At 73.2% G+C, this 24,903-nt stretch carries 21 protein-coding genes and 1 pseudogene; 8 read left to right on the top strand and 14 right to left on the bottom strand.

Annotated elements, in window-relative coordinates; translation table 11 throughout:
• Window positions 1-268: pseudogene (locus IE317_RS29090) on the bottom strand (S1 family peptidase); the annotation flags it as partial.
• 364 nt (window positions 269-632) lie between these two features.
• Entirely contained in the window at window positions 633-2,345 is a 1,713-nt protein-coding gene (locus IE317_RS29085) for a sulfatase-like hydrolase/transferase (RefSeq protein WP_191314538.1), read from the bottom strand.
• A 328-nt stretch (window positions 2,346-2,673) separates the two neighbouring features.
• Here IE317_RS29085 and IE317_RS29080 point away from each other — a divergent pair, with 328 nt between their 5' ends.
• The 6 genes from IE317_RS29080 to IE317_RS29055 all read left to right on the top strand — a co-directional run bounded on the left by IE317_RS29080 (window position 2,674) and on the right by IE317_RS29055 (window position 7,841).
• Entirely contained in the window at window positions 2,674-2,868 is a 195-nt protein-coding gene (locus IE317_RS29080) for an antitoxin (protein WP_191314537.1), read from the top strand.
• A gap of 74 nt (window positions 2,869-2,942) precedes the next feature.
• Window positions 2,943-4,109: a VanZ family protein gene (locus IE317_RS29075; RefSeq protein WP_191314536.1), complete on the top strand. Its 1,167-nt coding sequence runs from the start codon at window positions 2,943-2,945 to the stop codon at window positions 4,107-4,109.
• A gap of 295 nt (window positions 4,110-4,404) precedes the next feature.
• The gene (locus IE317_RS29070; protein WP_191314535.1) at window positions 4,405-4,803 is read left to right on the top strand and encodes an ATP-binding protein; all 399 of its coding nucleotides are present in this window, start codon (window positions 4,405-4,407) and stop codon (window positions 4,801-4,803) included.
• Entirely contained in the window at window positions 4,796-6,424 is a 1,629-nt protein-coding gene (locus tag IE317_RS29065; protein WP_229902976.1) for a PP2C family protein-serine/threonine phosphatase, read from the top strand. Before IE317_RS29070 ends, IE317_RS29065 begins: the two co-directional genes overlap by 8 nt.
• On the top strand, window positions 6,421-7,491 hold the full coding sequence (locus IE317_RS29060; RefSeq protein WP_191314533.1) for a cobalamin B12-binding domain-containing protein: 1,071 nt from the start codon (window positions 6,421-6,423) through the stop codon (window positions 7,489-7,491). The genes IE317_RS29065 and IE317_RS29060 overlap by 4 nt, the downstream gene beginning before the upstream one ends.
• A complete protein-coding gene (locus IE317_RS29055) occupies window positions 7,488-7,841 on the top strand; it encodes an STAS domain-containing protein (protein WP_191314532.1) in 354 nt (117 codons plus the stop codon). Before IE317_RS29060 ends, IE317_RS29055 begins: the two co-directional genes overlap by 4 nt.
• Before the next feature lie 11 nt (window positions 7,842-7,852).
• Here IE317_RS29055 and IE317_RS29050 read toward each other — a convergent pair whose 3' ends face one another.
• A complete protein-coding gene (locus tag IE317_RS29050) occupies window positions 7,853-8,560 on the bottom strand; it encodes an SDR family oxidoreductase (RefSeq protein WP_191314531.1) in 708 nt (235 codons plus the stop codon).
• A 150-nt stretch (window positions 8,561-8,710) separates the two neighbouring features.
• Window positions 8,711-10,774: an MMPL family transporter gene (locus IE317_RS29045; protein ID WP_191314530.1), complete on the bottom strand. Its 2,064-nt coding sequence runs from the start codon at window positions 10,772-10,774 to the stop codon at window positions 8,711-8,713.
• 77 nt (window positions 10,775-10,851) lie between these two features.
• Between IE317_RS29045 and IE317_RS29040 the strand changes: the two genes are divergently transcribed.
• A complete protein-coding gene (locus IE317_RS29040; RefSeq protein WP_191314529.1) occupies window positions 10,852-11,283 on the top strand; it encodes a MarR family winged helix-turn-helix transcriptional regulator in 432 nt (143 codons plus the stop codon).
• Window positions 11,284-11,683: 400 nt separating this feature from the next.
• Here IE317_RS29040 and IE317_RS29035 read toward each other — a convergent pair whose 3' ends face one another.
• The 9 genes from IE317_RS29035 to IE317_RS28995 form a co-directional block, all read right to left on the bottom strand.
• On the bottom strand, window positions 11,684-12,310 hold the full coding sequence (locus tag IE317_RS29035) for a DUF4360 domain-containing protein (RefSeq protein WP_229902978.1): 627 nt from the start codon (window positions 12,308-12,310) through the stop codon (window positions 11,684-11,686).
• A 185-nt stretch (window positions 12,311-12,495) separates the two neighbouring features.
• Entirely contained in the window at window positions 12,496-13,368 is an 873-nt protein-coding gene (locus tag IE317_RS29030; protein ID WP_191314528.1) for a spermidine synthase, read from the bottom strand.
• Window positions 13,368-13,727, bottom strand: coding sequence for an adenosylmethionine decarboxylase (gene speD, locus IE317_RS29025; protein ID WP_191314527.1), 360 nt, complete (start codon window positions 13,725-13,727; stop codon window positions 13,368-13,370). Before speD ends, IE317_RS29030 begins: the two co-directional genes overlap by 1 nt.
• Complete coding sequence (locus tag IE317_RS29020) at window positions 13,720-14,868, bottom strand: type III PLP-dependent enzyme (RefSeq protein WP_191314526.1); 1,149 nt, start codon at window positions 14,866-14,868, stop codon at window positions 13,720-13,722. The genes speD and IE317_RS29020 overlap by 8 nt, the downstream gene beginning before the upstream one ends.
• 24 nt (window positions 14,869-14,892) lie before the next feature.
• Complete coding sequence (locus IE317_RS29015) at window positions 14,893-17,418, bottom strand: glutaminase domain-containing protein (RefSeq protein WP_191314525.1); 2,526 nt, start codon at window positions 17,416-17,418, stop codon at window positions 14,893-14,895.
• A 439-nt stretch (window positions 17,419-17,857) separates the two neighbouring features.
• Window positions 17,858-18,334 carry an MSMEG_6728 family protein gene (locus IE317_RS29010; protein ID WP_191314524.1) on the bottom strand — a complete coding sequence of 159 codons (477 nt, stop codon included), beginning with the start codon at window positions 18,332-18,334 and terminating at the stop codon, window positions 17,858-17,860.
• 78 nt (window positions 18,335-18,412) lie between these two features.
• Complete coding sequence (locus tag IE317_RS29005) at window positions 18,413-18,715, bottom strand: DUF1883 domain-containing protein (protein ID WP_191314523.1); 303 nt, start codon at window positions 18,713-18,715, stop codon at window positions 18,413-18,415.
• Window positions 18,716-18,816: 101 nt separating this feature from the next.
• Window positions 18,817-19,539 carry a hypothetical protein gene (locus IE317_RS29000; RefSeq protein WP_191314522.1) on the bottom strand — a complete coding sequence of 241 codons (723 nt, stop codon included), beginning with the start codon at window positions 19,537-19,539 and terminating at the stop codon, window positions 18,817-18,819.
• An 833-nt stretch (window positions 19,540-20,372) separates the two neighbouring features.
• Complete coding sequence (locus tag IE317_RS28995) at window positions 20,373-20,861, bottom strand: MarR family winged helix-turn-helix transcriptional regulator (RefSeq protein WP_191314521.1); 489 nt, start codon at window positions 20,859-20,861, stop codon at window positions 20,373-20,375.
• Window positions 20,862-20,889: 28 nt separating this feature from the next.
• Between IE317_RS28995 and IE317_RS28990 the strand changes: the two genes are divergently transcribed.
• Window positions 20,890-22,335, top strand: a complete 1,446-nt coding sequence (locus tag IE317_RS28990) for a phenylacetate--CoA ligase family protein (RefSeq protein ID WP_229902975.1) — start codon at window positions 20,890-20,892, stop codon at window positions 22,333-22,335.
• On the opposite strand, the gene IE317_RS28985 is transcribed toward IE317_RS28990, so the two are convergent.
• Entirely contained in the window at window positions 22,332-24,899 is a 2,568-nt protein-coding gene (locus IE317_RS28985; protein WP_191314519.1) for a hypothetical protein, read from the bottom strand. The genes IE317_RS28990 and IE317_RS28985 overlap by 4 nt on opposite strands.
• Window positions 24,900-24,903 lie beyond the last annotated feature (4 nt).

The following is a 24,903-nucleotide window of genomic DNA, read 5'->3' as shown; positions in this document are numbered from 1 at the left end:
CGCCGACGACCAGCTTGCCCCGCGCGGGGTCGAACCAGGCGCCGCCGAACGCGGTGCCGGCGGCCCGCTGCGCGCCGGGCAGCACCCGGGCGGCGGTCATCTCCTGGGTGAGCCGGGCCGACGCCTGGGTGGCGGTGAGCCCGAGGTCGCGCTGCATGGCCGCGATCAGCCCGGGCGAGGCCTGGGCGGCCGCGGGGGTGAGGGCGGTCAGGGACGCGGTGAGAACGGCGGTGGCGCCGCCGAGAGCCAGGGCGATTCTTCGACGCATGGGAACTCCTCCAAGGCCGGGGAAAGAAACACACCGTCCGCCGAGTGTGCGGTCGAGGTCCGCGCCCGGTCCAGATTTGTCCGGTCTTCTGTCCGGAATTCCCGGCTTCGAGTCCACTGTGGAGTTTCTTTTGCTCTTGCCCGACAGGCTTTCCCGCGCATGACGGAGGGCGCGAACCGGCCACCGGCCGGCCGCGCCGTCACCTGGCCTTCGCGGCATTGCGGAAAGGTCTGAACCAAGTAGAACACGTTCCCACCGGCGGCGGACCGAACGGGAGTCTGCCGGGCACCGGACGTGCCCGGTCGTCCCTTGACGCGCCGGCGCGCTCGCCCGGCGCGGGGGCCGGACCGTCCGAAGAGGACGGTCAGCGGGCGAAGGCGTTCAGGAAGCGGTCGCGGAAGGAGTCCATCTTCCAGATCGGCGCCCCGGCCCCCGGGTGCAGGCCGTCCTGCCAGCCCCAGCCGGCGATCCGGTCGAGGACCTTCGGGTCCTTGGCCACGATCGTGATCGGCACGTCGTGGACCGCGCCCTGCGGGGTGACCACCGGCGGCTGGTGGTCACCGAGGAACACCAGGACCGTGTTCTCGTCGCCGTACTGCTTGACGAACGAGATCACCGTCTTCAGCGAGTAGTCCGTCGCGTCGCGGTAGGCCTCGCGGATCTTCTCCGGGTCCTTCCAGACCGACTCCGGCGCTTCGCCCGCCGCGGGCTGGGGGTTGAACACTGAGCCGTCGCCGACCTGGTTCCAGTCGACCAGCCAGGGCCGCGGCGACCACGGTGCGTGGCTGGAGACGAGGTCGACCTCCGCCATCACCGGACGCTGCGGCGAGGCGTTCGCCAGCTCCTTGCGCTGCAGCATCGAGAGCGAGAACTGGTCGGGCATGGTGGCGTAGGCGTAGCCCGGCCCGTGGTAGCCGATGGAACGGGCGTCGTAGTAGGCGTCCGGGTGGTAGAACTTCTGCCCCTCCGGCCAGTCCTTCGTGTGCGCCGGGACGTCCCAGACCGTCCGCCAGCCCGCCCGCTGGAACGCCCCGCCGAGGGTCAGCCGGTCACTGGCGAGCAAGTCGTTGTACCGCTGCTGGTTGTCGATCCACATCCCCGACTGCACCGTCGAGTGCGCCAGCCAGCTGCCGCCGCCGAACGTCGAGGACGACAGGAACGCGCTCTTCGCGCCGATGCCCGCCGCGCGCAGCTCGGCCGTGCCCGCGTCGAGCGTCGGGCCGATCTTCGCCTCGATGACCGGGTCGTCGAGCGCGACCCGGCCGTAGCTCTCCACGAACGTGAGCACGACGTTCTTGCCGCGCAGCCCGTTCAGCAGCTGCGCGCCCGGGGTGGCCCGGAACGCGTCTTCGGCGGCCACTTCCCCGAACGGCCGCTGGTCCCGCAGGTCGGCGCCGACCTGACGCAGGTCGCCGTAGGCCAGCGCGGCGGCGCTCTGCGCGGCGACCGGCTGCCCCGGCGCGAGCTCGACGCCGAACACCGAAGAGACGATCCAGACCACGGCGAGGACGGCCACGACCCGGGTCGCGCCGGTCCGCCGCCCGGCCGCGATCCGGCTCAGCCGCAGCATCGCCAGCACCATGAGCACCACGACGGCCACCGCGAGCAGGCCGGCGCCGATCAGCGCGGCGATGGTGGCCGCGTCCCCGATCTGCCCGGCGAGGAACTCGACGCCGGCGTGGAAGAAGCTCCAGTCGTAGATCGGGTCGAACGGCTTCTCGAGAGTCGCGTAGAAGCCGGTGTCGAGGGCCTTCAGCAGGGTGAGCAGCCCGAGCCCCAGCCCGGCGAGCACGGCGGCGACGCGGCGGGCCCGTGGCGGCAGGACCAGCAGGAACGCGCCGATGACGAGCCCCTCCACCGGCACGCGCATCAGGTTCGCGGCGGAGAACGAGCTGAGGTCGTCCGGGGCGAGCAGCGCGAACAGCACGAGCAGCGCGGCCAGGCCGGTGAGCACCCGGCTCGCGGCGACGTGGCGCCGCCGCCCGGGCCGGGGCAGCCCGAAGTCGGGCAGGGCCGTCGCCGGCCCCGGGGTGCGGCGGGCGCGCCGCGCCAGCGGCAGACCGATGTTTCCAACCATGGCGAGCCTCACGTCGTGGTGCGCGGTGGTGACCGCCGTCCCGTGCGGCCGGGCGGCGATCGTCACCCGATATACGGGCCGGCGCGGCGCGCGGTTCAAGCGGGCCCCCGGCACCGGGCGGCCCGGCGGGACGATCCGGACGATCGGCCGCCCGGCCCCCGAAAAGGAACCACTGCTACCCGGACGGGTCCGCCCCAAACCCCGCACTCCCGGCATTCACCCGCGGGAACACCCGAAATCCCCGGCACAGGGGAAGAAGCGTTGCGCGCCCGGATCCCCGGTGTTCTCCTCGGGGTGTCCGAAGATCGAATCCCGGCCGGAGGTCACGATGAATTTGTTCGACAAGGCGAAGGAAGCGCTCGGCCAGCACCCGGATCAGGCCGACCAGGGCGTCGACAAGGCCGCCGAGGCGGCCAAGCAGCGCTTCGGCCAGCACTCCGACAAGATCGACCAGGGCTCGGAGAAGGCGAAGGAGTTCCTGCACAAGCAGGGTGGTGGCGGGCAGGACGCGCCGCCGCAGTGAGCCGCCGCCGGTGAATCCCAGCCGTCCGGGGGAAGCGCGCTTCGCCGCCCCCGCGGCTGGGTACCACCGGCTCCGTGGTCGCCACCTACCTCGTCCCCGTCCGGACCGCCCTGCTCCTGTTCCCGCTCGTCGTGCTGGCCGTGATGCTCCCGGCCGCCTTCGTCAGCTACCGCCGTCGCGGCCGCGCCGGCGGGTGGCCGACGTTCGTCTTCTACACGTTCCTGTTCTACCTGCTCGCGATCGCGACGCAGACGGTGCTGCCGCTGCCCGCCGACCCGGCGTACTGCGCGGGCCACACCTACGCCAGTTCCCCGCAGCTGCGGCCGTTCTACTTCGTCGAGGTGGTTTCGCAGCGGGCCCGCGGCCACTGGAGCCCCGGCGCGCTGCTGCACAACCCGGCGGTCTGGACCACCGCGCTCAACGTCGTGATGCTGGCGCCGCTGGGCTTTTACGTCCGCTACGCCCAGCGGATGCGGCTGCTGCCCGCCACGCTCGTCGGCTTCGGCGTGTCGCTGTTCTTCGAGCTGACGCAGCTGACCGGCCTGTGGTTCCTCTACCCGTGCCCGTACCGGCTCTTCAGCGTCGACGACCTGCTGCTCAACACCGCCGGCGTCGTCGCGGGCTGGCTGGTGGCCGGCCCGCTCGGGCGGCTCCTCCCGTCGCCGGAACCCGAGCACGACCGGCGCCGCTACGCCGCGAAGGTCACCTTCACCCGACGGCTGTTCGCGCTGGCCACCGACCTGCTCGGGTTCGCCGCGCTGCTCGGGTTCCTCTTCGGCCTGCTGACGCTGTTCGGCGAGGACCTGCGCCACCGCGACACCCCGATCGTCATCCTCGCCCTCGTGTGGTTCGTGGTGCTGCCCGCCGTCACCGGGTCGACGCCCGGCAAGCGCGCGATGCTGCTGCGGGTGACCCGCCGCGGCGGGCGGCGGGCCGGGCCGGTCGCGCTGCTGGTCCGCAACGGCGTCCTGCTTTCGCCGCTGTGGCTCACCTGGCTGCTGCTGGACCTGGACCGCTGGGACCTGGCGCACCACCCCGAACAGCTGCTCCTGCCGGTCGCGCTCGCCGCGTCGGTGTTCGTCGTGGGCGTCTGGACGCCGCTGGCGGTGCTGCTCGACGACGAACACCGGGCGCCCTACGAACGGCTGACGCGCACGGTGAACGCCGCCGTGGTGCCCGCGGCGGCCGCGGAACCGGCGCCGGCGCCCGCGCCGCCGGAGAAAGTCCTTAAAGGACGGTGAGGGGGCACCGAGCTGCCCGGGGTCGACAGCGCTGGTAGATTGCGTCCGGAACGGGTTGAGCCGCCAGCCCGCGCCCTCCCGTCCCCCTCCTGGAGCTTTCGATGACCACCGACGCAGCGCGGCCCCGGCAGCGGCACTCTCGTGATGGCCGGCCGTCCGACGCGCCCGGCTCCGGAGACCTCCTCCCCCGGGGTGTCGCATGACATCCTCGGACACCCGTGTCGGCGAGCCCGGTTCCGGGCATGAAGAAGGGGAGGGCCTCCCCGCGGGGGCCGGCACGGCGAAGGAGGCGGACGTGAAGCTCCGATTTGCCCGGCACGAACTCGGCATCTCTCCCGAGCTCTCCGAACTGGCGCGGGTCCGGCACTGGGTCCGGACGGTCCTGCGCGGCTTCCCGGCGAACTTCGTCGGCACCGCGGTCATGGTGGTGGACGAGCTGACGTCGAACGCGCTGCGCCACGGCCGCGCGCCTTACCACGTCCGCCTGCTGCCGGGCGCCGCCAAGCTGCGGATCGAGGTCGACGACAGCGGGGGCGAGCCCGCCCGCCGCCGGGCGCCGTCCGACCAGGGCGGACGCGGCCTCCTGCTGGTGGAACGCTGCGCCGCGGCCTGGGGACAGCTGCGCCGGCCCAGCGGGAAGACGCTGTGGGCCGAGCTGGTCACCGACCCGGATCCCGCGGGTGCCCGTGGCTGATCCGGCGCACCCCGCGCCCGCCGTCGCGATCGACGGCACCGCGGGCTGGGCGGCCGCACCGGCCGCGGCGGTCGTGGTCGACCGGTCCGGCACGATCCGCGCGCTCAACGACGCCGCCGGCCTGCTGTTCCCCGCGGCCGGGGCCGGCCGCGGGGCGGACGGCGCGATCGCGGGCTGGCTGGCCGAAGCGCACGAGTGCGGCACGGCCCAGGTCGTCCGCGGCGAGGTCGGTGAGCGCTGCTTCGCCGCGCACCCGGTCCCGCACGGCGACGCCGTGACCTGGTGGCTCCTCGACGAGACCGACGCCCGCACGGCACGCGAGGCACTGGCCCGCGAGCAGGAACGGACGACGTTCCTCAGCGACGCCTCGGCCGCGTTGCTGGGCTCCCTCAACCTGGACCGCTGCATGGAGGTCGCCGCCCGGCTGGCCGCGCAGCACCTCGCCGACGCCGCCTTCGTGCTGGCGCCCGCCGCGGGCGCGAGCTTCCCGGCCGTCTCCTGCGTGCGCGGCGGCGAGCCGGTCCGGGCCTCGCTGGACGTCGACCCGGACGAGCTGCCCGGCCTCGGCGAGGCGCTGCAGGGTTTCCCGCCGGTGCCCTCGCGCTGGCTCGACCCCGACGCCGCGCCGTCGTGGGTGCTGCCGGCGGGCTTCGGCCCGGCCGGCTCGATCGTCGTGACGCCGCTGCCCGGCCACGGCGTCCCCGCCGGGGCGCTGGTCCTGCTGCGCCGCGGCGACCGGGCGTCGTTCACCGACTCCGAAGAGCTCTTCGCCCGGCTGTTCGCGGCCCGCGCCGGCGCGGCCATGTCGGCGGCACGGGTGTTCGCGCTGCAGGCGTCGATCACCGACACGCTCATGCGCGAGCTGCTCCCGCCGACCCTCGAACAGCTCGGCGGCATCGAATTCGCCGGCCGCTACCGCCCGGCGCGCGACGGAGAGCGGATCGGCGGCGACTTCTACGACGTCCATTCGGCGATCACCGCCGAGGGCGACGAGTCGCTGGCCGTGCTCGGCGACGTCTGCGGCAAGGGCCTGGACGCGGCCGTGCTGACCGGCAAGATCCGTACCACGCTGCGCGCGCTGCTGCCGATGGCCGACGACCACCACCGGCTGCTCGACCTGCTGAACCGCACGCTCGGCGGCGACACCGACGCCCGGTACGTCACCCTGGTGCTGGTCTCCGCGCGGCGGGAGGGCGCCACCGTCCGGCTGCGCGTGACCTGCGCGGGGCACCCGCCGCCGCTGGTCGTGCGGGCCGACGGCCGGGTCGAGGAGGCCGACAGCCAGGGCACCCTGATCGGCGTGCTGCCCGAGATCGAGTCGTCGAGCGCGGACATCACGCTGCAGCCCGGGGAGACCTGCCTGCTCTACACCGACGGGATCGTCGAGGCGAAGGGCGGCCCACTCGAGGACGCCATGTTCGGGGAAGAGCGGCTCAAGCAAGCCGTGGCCGAGTGCGCGAACATGCCGGCCGACGCCGTCGTCGAGCGCGTCCAGATGCTCGCCTCGCAGTGGATCGGGCGCGGCACCCACGACGACATGGCCGTGCTGGCGATCACCGCGCCGCGGGGCAGGCACCTGGCCGCGGTCGGCGGCCACGGGCCCGGGAGGTACACCGCGTGAGCACCGCCACCCGCACCACCGCGGTCGCCGAGCACGCCGAACGGCTGTGGGACGCCGTCACGACCGGCGACGAGTACGCCGCGGGCGACATCGTGGTCCGGGCGCTCGGCGACGGGACCGCCCCGGAGAGTGTGCTGCTCGACGTGATCGGCGCGGTGCAGCGGCGGGTCGGCGCGGAGTGGGCGGCGAACCGCCTCACCGTCGCCCAGGAGCACGCCGCGACCGCGATCAACGACCGTGTCATCGCCACCTTCGGCTACGTGCTGCAGCGGCCCGAGCCGCACCGGGGCCGGATCACCGTCGCCTGTGTCGACGGGGAGTGGCACGCGATGCCGGCCCGGCTGCTGTCGGAGGTGCTGCGGCTGCGCGGGTTCACCGTCGACTACCTCGGCGCCCAGGTGCCGGCCCCGCACCTGGTGGCCCACCTGCACCGGACCGGCCCGGACGCGGTGGCGCTGTCCGGCTCGCTGGCGACCCGGCTGCCGACCGCGCACGCGACGATCACCGCGTGCCAGGCCGCGGCGACCCCGGTCATCGCCGGTGGCGCCGCCTTCGGGCCCGACGGCCGGTACGCCCGGCTGCTGGGCGCCGAAGCGTGGGCACCGGACGCGCGGGCGGCCGCCGACCGGCTGGCCGAGCCGCTCCCCCGGCCGCAGACCGCCCACCAGCCGCTCGACGACCTGCCGCACCTGGCCGACCAGGAGTACACGCTGGTCACGCGCAGCTCGGGCCGGCTGGTGAAGACGGTGCTGGCCGGGCTGGAGGAGCGGATCCCGGCCATGCGGGCCTACACCGACCTGCAGCGCCAGTACACCGCCGAGGACCTGGCGCACATCGTCGAATTCCTGGCCACCGCCCTCTACGTCGGCGACGGCGAGCTGTTCACCGGGTTCCTGGGCTGGACGGCCGGGATCCTGACCGCGCGCGGTGTCCCGGCGGCCTCGCTGGGACCGGCCCTCGACCTGCTCGAGGCGGAGCTGCGCGACTTCCCGCGGGCCACCGGCATGCTCCGCACCGCACGCACGCACCTGGCGGAGCCGGCCGCCGGATCGGAGCAACCGGCATGACCACCGGGCTGACCTGCACGTGGACCGCCCCGGAGGAGGGCAGGGCCCGCGTGACGATCACCGGCGACCTCGAGTTCGCGACCACCGGCACCCTCCTGCGGCTGGTCACCCACCGGCTCGCCGGTCGTCCCGGCGTCCGTGAGGTCCACCTGGACTGCAGCGAACTCGGCTTCTGCGACTCGTCGGGGCTCTCGGAGCTGATGAAGCTGCGCCGCGTGGTGACCGACGCCGGGGCCCGGCTGCACCTGGACCACCGGCCACCCGCGCTGGAGCGGCTGCTCGCCCGCACCGGCACGGCCGCGTACCTCACCGGCGAAGCGGCCGGCTCCCGCGCGCGCCGCGACTCCTGAGCGAACCTCCGTCAGCGGTACGGGTCCTGGCCGGCCGGGCGGACGAGGATCTCGTTCACGTCCACCGTCGCCGGCTGGCCGACCGCGTACAGCACCGCGCGGGCGATGTCGGCGGGGTCGAGTTTGGGGTCCTGGGCGCGTTCGGCAGGGATGCCGCCGGTGTCCACCAGCCCGGGCTGGACCAGGGTGACGCGGACGCCGGTGCCGACGCATTCGGCGCGGATGTTCTGGGCCAGGCCGGTGACGGCCCACTTCGTCGCCGAGTACAGGTTGCCCGGGCGCACCCCGCGGCCCGCGGCCGAGCCGGTCAGCACCAGGTGGCCGCCGGAGTCGACCAGTGCCGGGAGGGTGGCGCGGGCGGTCAGGGCGGGGCCGTACACGTTGGCGAGCACCATGTCCCGCCACTCCTCCGGTGGCGCGCCGTGGCGGCCGAGGAACGAGGTGACCACACTGGCGCCGGCGTTGGCGAACACGACGTCCAGCCGGCCCCACGTGTCCCGCACCCGGGTGATGAGCCCGCTGAGCCGGGCCCAGTCGGTGACGTCGCAGGCGACCGGCCAGACCCGGTCGGGCTCACCCAGCCGGGTGGCGAGGGCGTTCAGGCGGGTCTGGTCGCGGGCGACGAGGACCAGGCGGTAGCCGGCTTCGGCGGCGAGCCGGGCGGTGGCGGCGCCGATGCCGCGGGAGGCACCGGTGATCAGGAACACGGGATCGGTCACCGGCGCAGACTAGCCAACGAACCCCAGAATGGTCTAGACCACACGGGTTCAGTCGCCTGACCGACGAGAACGCATGGACTTTTCCGAATACTTCGGCGCACTACCGGGACCGGGTGCCGATGCTGTAGCAGGCGTGCGGCCGGCGTGCCCCTACGCTTCCCGGCGCGCCAGCTTCGACGGCCACCAGATGCGCCGCCCGACGTCGATGGTCAGCGCGGGCACCAGCAGCGAACGCACCAGCAGCGTGTCCAGCAGGACGCCGAACGCGACGATGAACGCGATCTGCGCCAGGAACAGGATCGGGATCACCGCCAGCGCCGAAAACGTCGCCGCCAGCACCACGCCCGCCGACGTGATCACCCCGCCCGTCAGCGACAACCCGCGCAACGTTCCCTCCCGGGTCCCCCGCGTCAGTGCCTCCTCACGGACCCGGGTCATCAGGAAGATGTTGTAGTCGATCCCCAGCGCCACCAGGAACACGAACCCGAACAGCGGCACCACCGGGTCCGCGCCCGGGAATCCGAACACGTGGTTGAACACCAGCGCCGACACGCCCATCGTCGCCGCGAACGACAGGACCACCGTGGCGATCAGGAGCAGCGGGGCCAGCAGCGACCGCAGCAGCAACGCCAGCACCAGGAAGATCACCAGCAGCACGATGGGGATGATCAGCGCCCGGTCGCGCTTCGACGTCTGCTGCGTGTCCAGCTGGATCGCCGTCGGGCCGCCCACCTTCGCGTTCGCCTGCGGGACCGCGTGCACCGCGTCGCGCAGCCTGCCGACCGTGGCGACCGCCGCCTCGGAGTCCGCCGGATCGGTCAGCACCGACAGGATCTGGACGCGGCCGCCGACCTCCTTGGGGCGGCCGTCGGGGCCGGGCAAGGGGAACGACTGCGCCACTCCGTCTGTTGTGGACGCGCGCAGGACCGCGGGCAGCGCGCCCGCGTCGGCGATCGTGATCGCGGGTGCGCCGAGGCCGCCCGGGAAGTGCCTGCCGAGGATCTCCTGGCCCGTCCCGGATTCGACCTCGGTCAGGAAGACGTCCGACTGCGCGGTGCCGGACGCCTTGAGCTGCGGCAGGAACGCGACGCCGATGCCCAGCACGAGCGCCGTCACCACCCAGACCACGCGCGGGCGGCGGCCGACCAGGCGCGCCACCCCGCCCCAGAGCCCGGACGTCTCGGGGTGCGGCGAGCCCAGCGCCGGCTTGAACGGCCAGAACGCGCCGCGCCCGCACAGGGCCAGTGCGGCAGGCAGGAACGTGGTGGAGGCCAGCAGCGCGGCGCCGATACCGATCGCCGCGACCGGCCCGAGTCCCTTGTTGGAGTTGAGGTCGCTGAACAGCAGGCACAGCACGCCGAGCACGACGGTGCCCGCCGAAGCGGCGATCGGCTCGAGCGTCGCGCGCCAGGCGAGCTTCAGGGCGTCGAACCGGCTCGGCGTGTCGCGCAGCTGCTCGCGGAACCGCGCGACCAGCAGGAGCGCGTAGTCGGTGGCCGCGCCGAAGACGAGGATCGAGAGGATGCCCTGGCTTTGGCCGTTCAGCGCCAGGACGTCGTGTTTCGCCAGCAGGTAGACGACGAGGCTGGCCAGGCCGAGCGCGAACACCGCCGACAGCAGGACGAGGAACGGCAGCAGCGGGCTGCGGTAGACCGCGACGAGGATCAGCGCGACCACGCCGCCGGCGACGAGCAGCAGGATGCCGTCGATGCCCCCGAACGCCTTGACGAGGTCGGCGATCTGCCCGGCCGGCCCGGTGACGAGCACGGTGAGCCCCTCCGGAGCGCCGCCGAGGTGCGCCCGGACCTCCTTGACGACGTCCGCCGGGTTGCCGTCGGCGAAGATCGGCACCGCCAGCTGCGCGGCCTGGTCGTCCCGGGGTGCCTGCTGCGGCCGGCCGAGCGGGCCGGCCACGCCGGGGACGCTGCCCAGTTCCCGCGCCTTGGCCTCGAGGAACCGGCGGTCTTCGCCGGTCAGGCCGCTCGTGCGCTCGGCGACGACGGTCGCGGGCAGCACTTGGCGCGGGCTGAACGCCTTCTGCTCGTCGGCGACCTCGGTGGCTTCGGCCGAGCGTGGCAGGAAAGCCGCGTTGTCGTTCTTCGCGACCTCGCCGAGCTTGCCGGCGAAGGGACCGCCGAACCCGCCCAGGCCGAGCCAGGCGATCACCAGGAGGGCCGGGATCAGCCAGCGGAGGCGGCGCGGGTTCTCGTTCATGGTCGCTAAGGTCCTTTCGAGCGCGAACACGCCCAATTGTTCAGCAAGCTGAACATTCTGCACGACGACCCGGAGTGATGGTGAGCACAACCCCCGAACCCGACCTGAGCACCTGGCCGACCGGCCGGCTGCTGGCCGTGGCCGCGCGGCTGGTGGAGCAGCGCTGGGTGGCCGTGCTCGACGGCATGGGCCTCACCCACGCGGGGCTCATCGCGCTGCACACGCTGCGCGACGGGCCACTCCCCCAGCGGACGCTGGCCCAGCGCTGCCAGGTGACCGATCAGACGATGAGCCGCACGCTCGACCGGCTGGCCAAGGCCGGGTTCGTCACCCGGACGGCGGACCCGGCCGACGCCCGCCGCCACCTGACCCGGCTGACCGCGAGCGGCCGCGCGGTGCACGACGAGGCCGTGCGCGCGGAACCCGCCCTGCTCGGCGGGCTCGGCGACGACGACGCCTTCCGCGCCGGCCTGCTGGACCTGATCACCCGGCTGTCCGCGCGCGATTGAGAGCGCGGCGGGCTGGGTAGCTATTCCTACATGTGGATCGCGGTGAGCACCCCAGTGGCCGTCCTGATCGCCACCGTTCTGATGGAACGGTTCGAACGACGGTGCCGCTTGGTGCCGGGCCCCGAAACAAAGCGGAGCCCGGCCCGGACCTGACTTCGGCCGCGGCCTGGCCGGGTGATCCACGTCTCATCTGGCCCCGCGGAGAACCTCGGCCGCCCTTCCCGCGACTGCGGGGGCACCGGGGCTGAAGTCCGTGCTCGGCGGGTTCCCCCGGACGGCCCGCACGGCTGAACGTCCGGATCCTCGAATCCGAGCGGGTCACCCACGTCTGAACAGCGGCAAACCCGCTCACCGGCGAGGGGTTCCGGTGAGCGGGCGCCGTGACAATGACCGCCGGAATTCAGCAGGTCTTCCACGCGAAATGGTAAATCGTGTCCACGCTCGCGTGTTCGGAATCCATTTCGATGAAACTGGAACCGGACGAGGAACCCGCGTCGGCGCGCAGTTCCGCATTGATGTTCAGGTTGCGGCTCTCCCCGCACGGGGCGAACACCAGCTCGGCCACGTCGGTGACGTCGGAAGCGCGCCACACGCCGTGGAACGGGCCGGGGAAGGTGTGCCGCACCCGGGCGGTCGGCGCGGTCCCGGTGAAGTAGTAGTTCGCCTGCTCGAGCGCGCTCGCCCCGCTCTCGATGTGCGCGAAGCCGCGGTACTCCGCCTCGGCGATCGCATACGTGAACCCCTGTGGCACGTGGACGAGCACGTTGATCTGGCAGTTCTTCCGGGCCTCGAGCGCAGACGCGCCCCCGCCGGCCTTCGCGGTGAAGTTCCTGTAGTGCACCGTGAACGAGGTGTTGTCGGCGGCGACGTCGGCCGAGGCGTCGGCCGTGCCCGCCGGGCAGCCGGAACCGTTGATCGTCTTGATGTCGAGCGTGATCTTTTCGCTCGGGGCCGATGCCACCGAGGAATCGAAGGGAGCGACGAGGGTGGACAGAATCATTGCGCCTACGACCGACATACCGAGCATGACGCTCCTCCCATTGGGCCACGGTGCCTGGTGGTGATGATGATCGCGCGCGGAGAGGATCGTAGCGCGATCGCAACCTTTTCGACGGCCACTGAACGGAGTAACACGAGAGAAGCGCCGAGCACGGGAAATCCATTTCCCGCTCATTCATCTTTCCCGGGGCTCGATATTCGGGGAATCGAAGGTCAAGACGGCTGATCCGGACCACCGGTGCGCAGGGAACGCGGCGGGGTGCAGCCGCCGAGCAGCGCTTCGGCGTCCAGCGTCGCCGCCGCGGTCCCCCGCTCGGCGAACCGCCGGGCCACCAGCGCACCCGGGTTCCCGACCGGCTCCGCGCGGCCGGAGAGGAACGCCCATTCGTGCTCGTCGGAGCCGAAGTACAGCACCGCACCGAACACCTCGCGAAACCGGCGCCAGGACGCGCGCAGCGTCTCGTTGCGCCACAGCGTCGGGCAGCCCGCCTGGCAGGTCACCACCCCGCCCGGCGCCAGCAGGCGGGCGCAGCGGGCGAGGAATTCCTTGCCGTACAAGCGATTGTGCTGCGCGGCCGGATCGGTGGTCTCGTCCGGCAGGTCGATCACGACCACGTCGTAGGTCTCGCCCCGGTCTTCGGCCGCGGCGAGGAAGGCCCAGCCGTCCGCATAGGACACCCGGATCGGGCCGTCCCCGCGCTCGGCCCGCGCGAGGTCCGCCGGGGTGTAGCCGTAGGGCAGGTGCTCGGCGCACGCGCGCACGGCCCGCTCGTCGATGTCGACGTGGTCGACCAGCCCGGCGCCCGCGGCGACCGCCAGCTCGCTCGCGACCCCCTCGCTCGACCCGACGATCAGGACCCGCCGCACCTGCTCGGCCAGCAGCAGCGCGGGCACCATCAGCGCTTCGTGGTAGACCAGCTGGCTGGCTTCGGTGCTCTGGCGCTCGCCGTCGCAGAACAGCGAAACCCCTTGCGCGGTCGTCCCGATCAGCACCTCCTGGTACGGCGTGCGCTCGTGGAACCGCACGTCGCCGACCTCCCAGACGCGGGTGAGGCCGTCGCCGACCGGTTCGTGGATCAGGGGCATCAGCGTTCTCCCCGGTGGAGGACCGACAGGTGGACGGACGCGGCGTGCAACGACGCCGCCAGCAACCGCAGGGCGTGCTCGGGATCCGCGCGTTCCCCGCAGGTGAACACGTCGGCGAAGAGCGACCCGTGCTCCGGGTAGGTGTGGACGGAGGCGTGCGACTCGGCCAGCAGCGCGATCACCGTGGCGCCCTGCGGCGTGAACCGCTGCGCGACGACGTCGAGGACCGTCGCACCCGCCTCCGTCACCGCGGACCGCAGCAGCTCCCCGAGGCGCACCGGGTCGTCCAACAGGCCCGGATCGACGCCGTGCAGCTCGGCGAGCACGTGCCGCCCGGTGAACCGGCCCACGTCAGGCATCTCCCCACCGCCCGATGCAGTACGTGCGCAGCGGCTCGATCCCGTTGAACGCCACCGACGCGTAGCTCGCGGTGTAGGCCCCGGTGCCCGGCAGGTCGAGCCGGTCGCCGCTGCCCAGCGACACCGGCAGCCGGTACGGCGTCCGCTGGTAGAGCACGTCGTCGCCGTCGCAGGTGGGCCCGGCGAGGACCACCGGGCCGTCCGGGCCGTCGTGGGCGTCCACCGGTTCGACCCGGTAGGCGATCGCTTCGTTCTCGGCCTCGGCGAGCCCGTTGTAGCGGCCGATGTCGAGGTACACCCAGCGCCGCTCGTCCCGGTGCGCGACCAGCACGACCTCGGTCCGCAGCAGGCCGGCGTCCGCGACGAGCACCCGGCCCGGCTCGAGCAGCAGCTCCGGCCGGCCGCCCGGGAACGACGTGTCCAGCGCCGACGCGATCGCCGACGCGTACGCGGCCAAGGGCGGGACGGCCGTGCGGTGGGTCGTCGCGAAGCCGCCACCGAGGTTGAGCCGCGTCATCGCGACGCCGTGCGCCGCGGCCTCGCCGAACAGCTTCGCCGCCGCGGCGATGCCGATCGGCCAGGCGGTGACGTCCGGCTGCTGCGAGCCGACGTGGAAGGCGATGCCCGGCCGCAGCCCCCGCTCGGCCGCCCGCAGCACCAGGTCGAGTGCTTCGGCCGGGGCGCAGCCGAACTTCCGGCCGAACGGGGTCGCCGAGTCCGGCGCGTCGAGCACGACGCGGATCGACACGGCCGAGCCGGGCGCGTACCGGCCCAGGTGGTCGACGTCGGCAGGGGCGTCCGAAGTGAACTCCCGGACCCCGCGGCCGAACGCGAAGGCGATGTCCCGCGGTTTCTTGATCGGGTTGCCGTAGGCGATGTCCGCCGGATCGGCCCCGCGGCCGAGGCACAGCTCCAGCTCGGCCGGGCCGGCGACGTCGAAGCCGATCCCGGCCGCCACCAGCGCGTCGAGCACCGGTGGCGCCGGGTTGGCCTTGACCGCGTACCGGATCAGCGCGCCGGGGAACGCCGCGCCGAACTCCCGCGCCCGCGCCGCGACGACGTCGGTGTCGACGACCAGGCACGGCGTCGGCGGGTCACGCTCCTCGAGGAAGCGGTGGATCCGGGTGAAGTCGGCGCACACGGGCGCCAGTGTCGCAAACCGGGATCAGGCGAACCGCCACAGGTGGTCGGGGGTCCCGTTGTCGTCCCACTGGGTCACCTGGGCACCGTCCGCCGTGGACTGCTGGTCGACCGCCATGACCTTGCCGCTGCGGACGTTGACGAGCTTCGACCAGCCGCCGCCGGCGTCGACGATCCGCCAGTTGTGGTCCGGGGTGCCGTTGTCACGGTACTGCTGGACGTGGGCGCCGTTGTCGAGGCTCTGGTCGTGCACGGCGAGGACCTTGCCGCTGTTGCGGTTGACGATCCGGACCGTGCCGTCGCCGTTGTCCACGACGGCCCACAGGTGGTCGGCGGTGCCGTTGTCCGACCACTGCGTGACCTCGGCGGTGTCGGCCAGCGACATGTCCTGGACGGCCAGGACCTTGCCCGACCGCTGGTTCTGCAGCTTCCGCCACACCGTCGTCGACGCGGCCGGCCGGGTCAGCAGCGCCAGGTAGCCGCCGGCGACCGGGCGGGCCTGGAAGCCGCGCTGGGTCGCGTCGGCGACGACGTACCAGTCGGAGAACGGCACGCGCTGGGGCGTGGTGTTCGCGTAGCTGTAGACGCCTTCGACCAGGGTGGTGCGGATGTTCGGCTGGTCGGCGAGCCAGGCCGCAGTCCACAGCTCCCAGTCGGCCTTCGTGTAGTTGTTTCGCGGGTCGAGCAGGACGCCGTGGGCGCCCGCGCGGGCCTGGTACCAGGCGGCCTCCTGCGCCGCGACGCCGAGCGGCACGAGGTCGAGGCCGAGCACGCGGTCGGCGAAGCCGTTGTACTTCAGGCTCCAGGTGCCGGGCTGGTCGTAGGCCAGGCGCAGGTGCTGGCCGTCCTCGGCGAGCGTCACCCACTGGCTGACGTAGCTGCGGGACGTCGACCGGTACCGCTGGGCGTCGGCCGCGTTGCCCGCCGCCGCGGCGATGACGCCCATCGCGCCGACGCCGATGATCCCCTTCAGCGCGAGGTTCGCACTGTGGGCGATGAAGCCGGTGAAGTCGTCGGTCTGGTTCTGGAAGCCCGGGTCGAGGGTGTTGGCGACCAGGTACTCCGCCCACTGCCGCAGGATCCGGTAGTGGGCGTTCACGAAGGCGGCGGCGTCGGCTTGCGGCAGCCGCTGCACCAGCGCGGCCGCCATGATCAGCATGTTGGCCGACTCCTCGACCGGCATGCTCTCCTCGTTGCCGTCGTTGTGCCCGGTCGCGTCCGGGTAGTGGGTGCCGAGGTCGTGCTCGGCGAACGCCATCGGCCAGCCGCCGCGCTCGGCGTAGTCGAGCAGCGGCTCCAGCAGCAGCCGCAGGTAGGCCGGGGAAAGGTGGAGGTAGGCCGGGAACGCCGGATAGGTGACGTCCACTGTGGACATGTTGCCGTTGGAGGAGATCTCCTTGAGGAACGCCCACGGCGCACCGCCCCGGTCGACCAGCTCGGTGCCGCCGAACGCCTGGCGCAGGGCGAGCGCGCAGATCCCGGCGTAGTGCTCGCCGGTGCTGCCGCCCCCGGCCGCGGCGACGGCGTCGTCGTGCAGCCGCTGGTCGATCCCGGTGGCGGCGCTGAGGGCGGCGGCGTAGTCGTTCGCGAACCACACCGCCATGTCCGGCCAGCTGCCCCAGTAGTGCGTCCACCAGGGACGGAGTTCGGTGCCGAGGTAGCGGACCGCGGGGGTGCGGACGTGCCCGATCGAGAGCGTGAACGGCGCCGAGCTGCCACCGGCCGGGATCGTGCCGAGGTTCTTGGCGAAGGCCAGCACCGGCCACCGGTCGTTGATCGCCCGCGGCTGGGCGGGGTCGCTGGTGTTGTTCAAGGTGCCCTGGGCCGCCGAGGCGGCGCGCACGACGGTGTCCTGGCCGATCTGCCAGGTGGTGCCCGACGCCGGGGCGCCGAGCACGAGTGAGCCCCAGCTGGCCTGGTCGCCGTTCTCCTGCAGCACGCCGGGGTTCGCGGGGGTGCAGCTGAGCAGGGTGTACCCGCCGGCTTGCTGCTGGGTCCAGGTGACCGGGGTGGCGGTGTTGCCGTGCACCCACTCGGCGGAGGTGTCGAAGTGCAGGGCGACGGTGTGCGCGCGGCCGTCGGCGCTGGCGGCCTGGAGGGTGACGTACCCGAACGGGACGCACTGGCGCTGCAGGTTGGCCGGGTCGACCGGGGAGAAGAAGGTGACGGTGAGGTTCACGCCGCCGCCGGTGAGCACGTAGCTCGAGCGGGTGCCGGTGACCTGGAGGCTCACCTGCGTCATCGGGGTCAGGGCCGGGCTGCCGGGCGCGCCGGCGAAGAGGTAGGCGGTCCCGTCGATGCGGGCGATGCCGCAGAGGGCGGTGATGTGGCCGGTCCAGAAGCTCGACCAGGTGCCGGGGAGGCTGTCGGCGGCCTGCCAGGTCGACAGGTAGGGCGAGCGGACGATCAGCGGGGTGGCGGGCGGCCGGATCGGGCTGAACGTCCCGGCGGCGGCGGTCCCGGGCAGCCAGAGGGCGGCGGCGACGGCAGCGGCGGAACCTCCGGCGAGCCGGAGCAGATCACGGCGGGTGAGGTGTTCTCGGGAGGACATCGATGGCCCCTTCCAACGGCGGGCGAGCCCGGCAGGGACTTTTTTACATCGTTGGTACAACGTTGTAAATCCTCCGAAGGACGGGGCCGGAGGGGGATGCGGACCAGTGGAGCCGCAGGTCCGGCGGGGGATGCAGTGAATGACTCATTCATGGCGTCGGAGGTCAGGAATGGGTCATTCACTGCGTGGTGCGGGAGGGCGGCCGGGGTCGAGCGGGCTGCGGTTCGGCGGGTCGGGGCGCGCGGCTTGGACCGGCCAAGCCGGGACACTCGGCCGGTCGAGCTGCCCTGCTCAGCCCGGCCAAGCTGCCCCGCTCGGTCCGGCGAAGCCACCCCGCTCGGCCGGTCATGCCGCCCCGCCAAGCAACCCGCCCGGCCCGGCCAAGCTGCCCGGCCCGGTCAAGCCACTCCCGCTCGGCCGGTCAAGCTGTCCGGTCCGGTCAGGCCGTCCGGCTCGGGCGGTCCGAGGGCGGCCACACGTACGGCAGATCCGGCGGTACCCCGGGAAACTGCGCGCCATAGTGGTCCGGGTCCTTGCGCACCAGTGCCGACTGGTGGCTGCGGTGCAGCGATTCGTCGCCGAGCCACGGGGGCACGTCGCCCGCCGCCGTGAGCTCGGCCTGGGTTCGGACCTCGGCTCTGCGCACCGATCGGGTGAACTCCTCCCCCAGCTTCACCGCGCACGTGTCCGCCGCGCCCAGCTCGCACCACACCGCGCAGACTTCGAGGCCGTACCGCGTCAGGGCCTCCTCGTAGCCGGTCCACATCTTCGCCGCCGGGTGGTGGCGCCAGCCGTAGCCGGGGATCACCAGCGCGCGCAGCACCTGCAGCGCCTCCACGCGCTGCTTGCCGAGCCGGCGGCGGTCGAGCGTGCGGGCGCTGGCGGTGAAGTCGGTGCACGGCAGGAACGTCTGCATCCGGGCCGGGTACCCCGCATCCGGTCGCCGACGCGTTCCCCTTCGCGGCCCCGGATCCCGGGGCCGCGAAGGGAGGGTTCACTCTCGGCCGCGTCCACGGGAGGTGACGGCCGCTTCCGGTTCGACGCTCACCCGCGGGCGCAGGGGCCGGGCTTCGAGGCCCTCGACGTCGATCACCAGGAACCAGTGGGCGTTCGCCGGGATGTGGATCTTGAACATCGGTGCGGTGGCCACCCCGCCGTGCATCCGGTAGTACTGCCGGCGCCGGTAGGCCTGGAAGTTGACCGCCGTCAGGAGCCTGACGTTGGCCATCGCGTCCAGGCGGACGGTGACCACCGCGTCTCTTCGCACCTTCCCCAGGTCGAACACGCTCGCTTCCATTTCGTCCCTCTTCCACGCTTGGTTGTTCGGTTCGGTACGGCAGTCGCGGGCAGCGCGGATCGCGCCGCGGAGCACACGACAGGCGGAAGATCGGAAACGGGCTATCCGGGCCCGGTGCCCGGTTCGGAGGGCCGCCACAGCGGCACGAAGACCCCGTGCGTCCCGGTGGACGCCCGGAGGTGGTGCGGGGCATGGCCCGCGGTCAGGAAGGCGGGCGGCAGCGGGGAGCCGCCCCCGGAGGCAACATCGGACGACGACCCGGGCGCGCCGGGGTACACCGGAGCCTCCCCGCGCCGCGGACCGCCGAGCTGGGCCGCGGAGTGGTGAGCCGTCCCCCGGCGCGGCCCCGTGGCGGAGACGGTCGCGGAGCAGCCGGGCGCGACCACGCGTGCGGCCTTCTCGAGGACCGGGGTGGGCCGCGGGGCCGGCGGGCCCGTCACGGGCACGGCGGCCGGAAAGACAGCCCGGACGACAGGGCCGGCGGTCGCGGACGCTTCGACGGCCCTGGCCAACGGCGCGAGGACGGACCGCCCGGCATCATCGTCGACGGGGGCGAGAAGGCCGGTGACCACGGGAGAAGCGGATCCGGCCGCGGGCTTGACGACACTGGTGAGAGCCCCGGCGAGGTCGGCAACGGGCGCGTCGACGGCGGAGAAGACCGGCTCGACGAGCACGGCGACGGCCCCGGTCACCGGCGAGAGCAACGCCTTCGCGGCGCGGGTGAGGGGCTCGATCACCGGCAGGGTGGACCGCACCACGGGCCAGACGAGCGCGGTGGCGGTTTCGGTCACCGGCGAGAGCACCGGGCCGACGGCATGGGTCACGGGTCCGGCAGAACGCACGACGCCGGTCACCGGCCCGGCAATCGCGACTGTGGTTCCGCCCAGCGGGGCGACCACAGCGCCGACAGCACGCGCCACCGGCTCGGTGACGGCGGTGGCGCTTGAAGTCACAGGCGAAGCGGAGGCTGCGACCGTGCGCGCCACCGGCCCCGCCGAACGCACCGCGACCGCCACGGGCTCCGCCACCGCAGCGGTACTCGAAGGCCCCGGCGAAGCAGCCGCCGAGACAGTACCCGCCACCGGCGCCGCCACCGCAGCGGCGGTTCGGCCCGCAGCGCCCACAGCACGCCCAACCGGCTCGGCCGGACGCACCGGCGACACCGGCTCTGCGGCCCGCGAAACCCGCGCCGCCGCGCGCGTTGTCCTCGAACCCGCACCGGACCGCACCGCCGCCGAAGTCTCCCGGCCCGGGGCTTCCGGCGCCCGCGCACTCCCCGGCGTTGCCTGCGGAACCAGCGCACCCACCACCGCGCCGATCGGATCCCCCGGTGGCGCGGCGGGCGCCGCGTCGGCGGTGGCGGACGTCAGCCAGGTCAGCAACCAGAAACCCGCCACTGCGCCCGCCAGCACCAGCAGCCTGCGGGCGGCGACGGACGCGCCGCCCACCTCGCGAGCCCCGGTCACGTCGGCGAACCTCCACGGTGAGAACTGGCCTGGGACTTACCCTCCAACGGTGCCGGTCACACCCCTGCTACGGACCGCCCGGCGCTTCCACTCGTCCGGCCTAGTCGTTCGGCCTCGGCGCCCCCCACGCGAGACTCCAGTCGGGTGAGGTCGATGGACCAGGTGCCCGCTCGCGGCTGCGTCCGCCGAAATCAGGCTTCCTGGGCCCGCCGCTGACCGGAAAGGGCGCCGAGGGCCGTGACGCCGTGCTGCAGCCCCTCGCGGAACGTCGCGCGCTGGCCCGGGCTCAGGTCGGCCAGGAGCGCGTTTTCCAGCTCCGCGACCGCCGGCGCGCAGCCGGCCAGCAGCGCGCGTCCCGCGTCCGTGAGACCGGCCAGCAGGACGCGCTTGTTGCCCGCCTTCGGGGTGCGCGCGATCAGGCCGCGCTTTTCCAGCGTCAGCACCATTTCGTGCATGGTCTGCGGCCGCAGGAACGACCGCCGGGCCAGCTGCGCCGAAGACAGCGCGCCACTCGCCTCGAGCACGCTCAGCGCCGTGTACTGCAGCGTGGTGAGCCCGAGCGGCCGCAGGGCGTCGTCGAGCAGCGCCCTGATCACCAGCTCGAGCCGTTTGACCAGGTACAGGGTCAACGGCGCGCCGGCGGGGTGCTCCTGGGCGGAGGTGCTCACGGCGCCCATCATGACACGCGGCCGCCGCTATGCTCCGATCATGGACCTCGGCCGGCAGACCCGCGTGCGGCAGGCGCTCGACACCTTCTTCGGCCCCGCGGAACCACCGGCGGAAGACCACGTCCTCGACCTGTTCCACCGCACCGCGGAAACCGTGCCCGCCTACCGGAAGTTCCTGCGGGAGCACGGGATCGACCCGCAGACCGTCGAGACCATGGCGGACTTCCGGAAGCTGCCGCTGACGGACAAGGCCGGTTACCACCGGAAGTACCCGTTGCCCGAGCTGTGCCGCGGCGGCACGTTCGACGGGCTCGACATGATCGCCGTCTCCTCCGGGTCCAGCGGCCACCCGACCGTCTGGCCACGGGCGCTCGAAGACGAACTGCACGTCGCCCGGCGCTTCGAGCAGGTGCTGGTGGACGCCTTCGACGCCGGGGAGCGGAGCACCCTCGCCGTCGTCTGCTTCCCGCTCGGCACCTGGGTGGGCGGCCTGTTCACCACCGCGTGCGTGCGCCACCTCGCCGCCAAGGGGTGCCCGATCACCGTCGTCGCGCCGGGCAACACCAAGGCCGAGATCCTGCGCGTGCTCCCCGAGCTCGCGCCGCACTTCGACCAGGTGGTGCTGCTGGGCTACCCGCCGTTCGTCAAGGACGTCGTCGACACCGGCCTGGCCGAGGGCGTCGACTGGCCCGCGTACGCGCTCAAGCTCGTGCTCGCCGGCGAGGTGTTCAGCGAGCAGTGGCGCGAACTGGTGGCGCAGCGGGCCGGGATCGCCGACCCGGTCCGCGACATCGCGTCGCTGTACGGCACGGCCGACGCGGGCGTCCTCGGCACCGAAACCCCGCTTTCGGCCGGCATCCGCCGGTTCTTCGCCGGCCGCCCGGACCTGGCCCGCGAGGTCTTCGGCGACGCGCGGCTGCCGACGCTGGTGCAGTACGACCCGGCGAGCCGTTTCTTCGAGGCGCAGGACGGCACGCTGCTCTTCACGGCCGACGGCGGCATCCCGCTCATCCGCTACCACATCGCCGACGACGGCGGGCTCCTCCCGCACGCCGAGTTGCTCGCCTACTGCGCCCGGCACGGCTTCACCCCGCCACCGGGCCCGGACCTGCCGTTCGTCTACGTGTTCGGCCGCTCGCTGTTCACGGTGTCGTTCTTCGGCGCGAACGTCTACCCGGAGAACGTGACCGTGGGCCTGGAACAGCCCGGCATCAGCGACACGGTGACGGGCAAGTTCGTCATCGAGTCGGTCGAGGACGCCGACCGCGACCGACGGCTGCGCATCACGGTCGAAACGGCCCCGGGCGCGGCCGCCGACGCCGGCCGGATCGCCGAGGCGGTCCGCGAACAGCTGCTGAGGCTCAACAGCGAGTTCGCGCACTACGTCCCGGCGGAGCGGCAGCTGCCGGACGTCGTGCTGCGCCCGGCGGGCGACCCCGAGTACTTCCCGGCCGGGGTGAAACACCGGTACACGCGGCCGGGCTAAGGCCGGGCGAGCTTGCGGAACCGCTCACGGCGCTCGTCGGCCGACGAGCCGTCGGCGATGTCGTCGTCGAACCACGAGCACAGCGCCGCCCACAGTTCGGCGCAGCCGGCGAAGTCGTCGATCGTGGACTGCTCGGTGAGCTCGGCGATGTCGGCCATCAGGTGGTCCAGGCGGCGGTCGCACAGCCGGACGTACTCGCGGACGACGATGTTCGCGTCCAGGTTCGTCTTCGCGCGCGGGCCCGCTGCCCCGCGCAGCTGGGCGTGCAGGCTTTCCTCGCAGTACAGCGGGAAACCGGAGATCGAACCGGGGTAGCCGGACTCGGCCGCCCACTCGCGGAACGCGCTGATCGCCTGGTAGCGCGTGTACCAGTCCTGTTTCCCGGCCGCCAGGTTCGCCAGTTTCCGCCAGGCGTCGCGGTCGGCCGCGCGCCAGCGGTCGAGGGTGCGGCCGTCCGGGGACGGGCCTTCGTCGAGCGCGCGGGCGCGCCAGAAGTGCGCCCGGCAGCCCGCGATCTCGGCGACGAGCTGCCGGACGTAGCCGACCTGTTCCCAGACGTGGGCACGCTGCGGCCGCAGCGGTGCCGCGCGGTCCGGTGAGAACGTCACCATCTCGAAGACGCGGAACAGCTCATGGCCGCGCAGGGCCGCGAGGTCCGGGTCCTCCCCCATCACCCAGGAGCGGCGCTCGGGCAGCCGTCCGCTGTGGCTGATCGTCGCCGCGTGGTACAGCTCGCGGACCGCGCGGCGGGCCACTTCGTCCCGTGATTCACCGAGCAGACGCGGGTTGCGCGCGCGGTCGCGCAGGTCGCGCTCGCCACGCGGGCCGACTTCGAGCATCGCCACCGCGTACACGCTCGCCGCGTTGTAGCACTCTTCCCACGACCGGCGGGGCCCGGCGGCCTCGACGGTGGCGTCGAGCGCGCCCGGGTCCGGCGGCCAGCGGCGGTCCGGGCAGACGTCGGCCAGCCGGACGCGGCTGCCGGGGTAGGCGGGCTGGGGTTCGGGCACCGCGCCGGTGACCGGTTCGACGTCCGCCATCGCGCGCCGCACCACCGACCAGACCAGCGACAGGTCCAGGGCGCGGTTCGTCAGCTGCTTCCAGCTGCGGCGCCAGCGGCGGCCGAACCGGCGGTAGTCCTCGATGAGCCGCTCGATCTCGTACTGCGAGAGCGCGGCGAAGTACGACCGCATCTCCGCGGCCCGCTGGTTGTACTCGGCCAGCTGCGCCGGGGTCGCCTCGCCGACCACGAGCTCCTCGACCGCCACGCGCAGCACCCGCCGGTGCAGTTCCAGGCGCTTCTCCCGCGGGATCGCATACGGGCGCGTCCGGACGTCGAGGTCGACGTACCGGCGGAACCGCAGCTCGATCGCCGCCCGCAGCTCGGCGCGGCGCTGGGCCCGCGCGTCGCCGGGCGCGCCGGCGGTGGTGCGCCGCACCCACCAGGACCCGGCCACGGAGTCGCCGTGGCCGAGGACGAGCGCGTGCCGGTAGCGGGCGATGAGCAGCGCGACGTCGCGGCCGCGGCCGGCGTGGCGGGGTTGGCGGGCGAAGTCGGGGCCGATCCACCAGCGGGCCAGCCGCGGGTGTCCCCGGCTGCAGACGGTGATCACGTCGTCGTAGGTGGCGAGCGCGTCGAGGTGCAGGTCGAGCTGTTCCTGCAGGGCGGCGATCTCGAGTCTGATGTAGACGTTGGCCGGGTCGAGGCTGACCGCGCGGTAGTACTCGGCGAGGGCCTCGTCGTAGCGGCGGTAGGCGATGAAGTGGTTGGCGCGCTGGTAGGCGTCGAAGAGCTCGTACGGGATCTTCGCGCCGCGCCAGGCGGCCCAGTGGATGTTCGAGCGGACGTAGGCGCTGCGCGGGATGACCAGCGCGGCCACCGCGTTCGCCGCGCGGTGCAGCACGCGCGGCCAGTTCGCGTCCTCGATCACCAGCGGGCTCGCGGCGAAGCGCGGCACGCGCACGAGTTCCAGGATGAGCTGGTGGCGGCCGGGGGTGTTGCCGGGCCGGACGGTGCCGGTGACGGTGAACGCGGCGGGCGGCTGGGCCAGCCGGATCACCTTGGTGACCGCCTTCCACCAGCCTTCGGCGGCGTCGCCGGCGTGTTCGACGATCTGGAGGAAGTCGTACGAGCTGCCGGCGCCCGGGACCGGCGTCGGGGTGTAGAGGCGGGAGTCGTTGAGGAACCGCTTGAAGGTGGCGGTCAGCTCGACGGCGGAGTCGACCTCGCGGTCGTGGCTGCCTTCGGGCCGTTCGTCGGCGAACACCCGGATGTCGATCTGGTTGGCGCGGTAGGCGGCGGCTTCCAGCCGGGCCTTGCCGACGAAGTACAGCGTGAGGACGGCCGAGACGAGCACCACGGACGTCTGCAGCACGGTCCAGGTGATCACGGTGGCGACCTTCGGGTCCCGCACGAACGTCCAGGACTGGAAGAACGGCAGGTAGGGCACGATCGCGAAGCCGGCCGCGACGAGGCCCGCCGCCACCGCCGCCAGCCACCACCGGACCCGGTGAGCCGCGGGCAGTTCGGCCTGGTCGAATGCGCCGAGTCGCCGCGCTTGCACCCTC

Origin of the sequence: Amycolatopsis bullii, from assembly GCF_014654205.1 — a bacterium.
In the GTDB taxonomy this organism is placed as follows: Bacteria; Actinomycetota; Actinomycetes; order Mycobacteriales; family Pseudonocardiaceae; genus Amycolatopsis; species Amycolatopsis plumensis.
The sequence above is the reverse complement of the archived record's forward strand: the minus strand, read 5'-3'. Positions and strand labels throughout refer to the sequence as shown.